The following is a 2,722-nucleotide window of genomic DNA, read 5'->3' as shown; positions in this document are numbered from 1 at the left end:
GGCGCGGCTGAAGCCGGCTGGCGTGCCGGGCTGCCAGAGGCGTGCGGCCGGGGGCAGGTGGCGGCAGTCGATCCGGCGTTTGCCCAGGCCACTGGCAAGGTGCCGCGATTCGTGGCTGCCATCGTGCAGCAGGCGGCCGATGAAGTCGGCATCGGGGCTGGCCGACAGGCCGAGGGCGGCGAGCGCCTCGCGGCCCGTCTCATCGAAGGCCAGCAGTTCGGCGAGTTGGTCGCCTTCGAGGTCGATCACCTCCAGGTGGTCGCCGGGCTCCAGCGCCACCACGGTCAATCCGCCAGGGGCGACGCGATGTCGCTCCAGGCCAGGTGCGCGGGCGAACAGCGCCGGCTCGTGCGGCCGGCTGATCACGGGTTGCTGCATGGATGGCTCCGCAAGGCTGGGGGATGCGGGGCGTACGGGGGCGCCCCGGTTTCTTGGTAGGAGCCAGCTTGCTGGCGATCCCCGGGATATTGCCGAGCGATCGCCGGCAAGCCGGCTCCTACGGGTTCGAGGCGTCAGCCCACCGCCTTGATGCCGGGCGTCGGGCTCTCGGCCAGGTAGGCTTCGAGCGAGTCGTCCAGCGCCTGCAGCCAGGGGGTGTGGTGCGGCGTGGCCAGGGTGCCGGTCATCAGCGAGCGGTGGCACTTGTCGCGGTAGCCCATGATGTCTTCGTACTTGTCGTGCTTCCAGTCGAGGAAGGTCTGGTTCACCGCGGCGATGTCGAAGCTCGGGTAGTCGGTGGCCTCGATCAGCTGGCGGATGTATTCGCCCTGGAACTCGAACATCTGCTGGGCGGTTTCCAGGGTTTCCTCTTCCTGCCGCCAGGCCAGGTCCTCGGCGCGCATATGGGCGCGGTCGGGCAGGGCGATACGGCCGAGGATCACGTCGCGGGCATACCAGGCCTGGGCGTCGAACATGTTGAAGCTGTACCACTGGTCCTGCATGCCGAGGTAGACCAGCCTGGGATTGTCCTCCCAGAACACGCCCTTGTAGAGGCTCAGCGGCCACAGGCGGTTGCCGGTCTTGAGTCGCAGTTCCTCGGCGAGGAACGGGAAGTGGTGCTTGTAGCCGGTGCACAGGACGATGGCGTCGACGTGCTTGCTGCTGCCGTCGGCGAAGAACGCGGTGCTGCCTTTCACGTGGCTGAGCAGCGGCTTCTCCTCCCAGTTCTCCGGCCACTGGTAGCCCATCGGTGCGCTGCGGTAGCAACTGGTGATCGAGCGGGCGCCGTATTTGTAGCACTGCGAGCCGATGTCCTCGGCCGAATAGCTGCTGCCCACCACCAGCACGTCCTTGCCCTTGAATTCCAGTGCGTCGCGAAAATCGTGGGCGTGCAGCACGCGCCCGGCGAAGCTCTCGAAGCCTTCGAAGTAGGGCACGTTCGGCGTGGAGAAATGGCCGCTGGCGACCACCACGTAGTCGAAGCGCTCGGTGCGGGTCAGGTCCTGGTCGTAGCTGTGCACGGTGACCTCGAACTGGCCGCTGGCCTCGTCGAAGACAACGCCGCGCACGGCGGTGTTGAACTGGATGTACTGGCGCACGCCGGCCTTTTCGACGCGGCCCTTGATGTAGTCCCAGAGCACCTCGCGCGGCGGGTAGGAGCCCATCGGCCGGCCGAAGTGCTCGTCGAAGGTGTAGTCGGCGAACTCCAGGCATTCCTTCGGCCCGTTCGACCAGAGGTAGCGGTACATGCTGCCGTGCACCGGCTCGCCGTGCTCGTCCAGGCCGGTGCGCCAGGTGTAGTTCCACATGCCGCCCCAGTCGCTCTGCTTCTCGTAGCAGACCAGTTCGGGCAGCGCCGCGCCCTTGGCCGCGGCGGACTGGAAGGCGCGCAGTTGGGCCAGCCCGCAGGGGCCGGCGCCGATGATGGCGATGCGTGGGGTCATTGTCGTTCTCCTGAAGTGTCGGCTGGACATCCGCCGGAAATGCCTTGGTGCAGCGAAGGTAATTCAGCGCGACCCGCCTGCAACTCTCCTCCTGTGCATATCCTCTTTGGGGTATCTCGCCTTGCGCAGGGCCTCGGAGCGGCACCGCGAGAAGGCGGCAAAGGCCCGTGCGGCCTCGTTCTGGTGCGTTTGCCGGGCGGCGGCGGCAACGATGACGATATTTCTCAGTGGGAAAAATAAATTCCTGATGGTGTTTCCCCGCTTTCCTGCCGCTTTCCTCGTGCAGGGCATGAAACTTGCTCCGCTGCGCATGACCCCGAGCCGCAACCGAGAGAGCCGATGCCGCCGCAGACAACCATGCGCAACGCCCTGGTGAACTGGCCATGGTCCTGGCCCTGGCTGCGTGGCCGTGATGCCGCATCCGGTGAACGGCTGCTGCGCGAGCTGCCCTTGCGGCTGCTGCGCCAACCGGGCAGCGACGAGCCGCTGCTGAAGCTGTTGGCGGCCCTGCAGCGCGAGTTGTGCGCACAACATGCATCGTTGCTGTTGCCGGGCGAAGGTGCAGCCGGCTGGCGACAGCTGGGCGCACTGGCGGGCTGTAGTGCGCAGGACGACTGTCCTTGGCGTGCCGACCCCACGCGGTTGCCTGTGGGCGGCGGATTGATGAACTGCGCCCGCTGTCTGCGTGCCGGGCGCCAGCGCCTGATCTGCGGGGTCGCCAGCGACGCCGGCGAGTCCGGTGCGTTGCTGGTGGATTTCCCGCGCCCGCCGCGCCAGGCCCAGCGCGATCGCTTGCGCGAGATCGGGCTGCTGCTCGGCGACACCTTGCAGACGCTGGC

General features: G+C 67.3%; 2 protein-coding genes and 1 pseudogene. 1 reads left to right on the top strand and 2 read right to left on the bottom strand.

What is annotated here, in order from left to right; translation table 11 throughout:
* Together BAY1663_RS22420 and BAY1663_RS22415 are read right to left on the bottom strand one after the other, a co-directional pair.
* Positions 1-378 (bottom strand): annotated as a pseudogene (locus tag BAY1663_RS22420) (aminomethyltransferase); the annotation flags it as partial.
* Between the two features lie 134 nt (positions 379-512).
* Positions 513-1,883 carry an NAD(P)-binding domain-containing protein gene (locus BAY1663_RS22415; RefSeq protein WP_037045258.1) on the bottom strand — a complete coding sequence of 457 codons (1,371 nt, stop codon included), beginning with the start codon at positions 1,881-1,883 and terminating at the stop codon, positions 513-515.
* Positions 1,884-2,222: 339 nt separating this feature from the next.
* Between BAY1663_RS22415 and BAY1663_RS22410 the strand changes: the two genes are divergently transcribed.
* On the top strand, positions 2,223-2,722 hold a 500-nt coding region (locus tag BAY1663_RS22410), incomplete at its 3' end, for a hypothetical protein (protein WP_037045257.1).

Origin of the sequence: Pseudomonas sp. BAY1663, from assembly GCF_000582595.1 — a bacterium.
Taxonomy (GTDB): domain Bacteria; phylum Pseudomonadota; class Gammaproteobacteria; order Pseudomonadales; family Pseudomonadaceae; genus Stutzerimonas; species Stutzerimonas stutzeri_AF.
The sequence above is the reverse complement of the archived record's forward strand: the minus strand, read 5'-3'. Positions and strand labels throughout refer to the sequence as shown.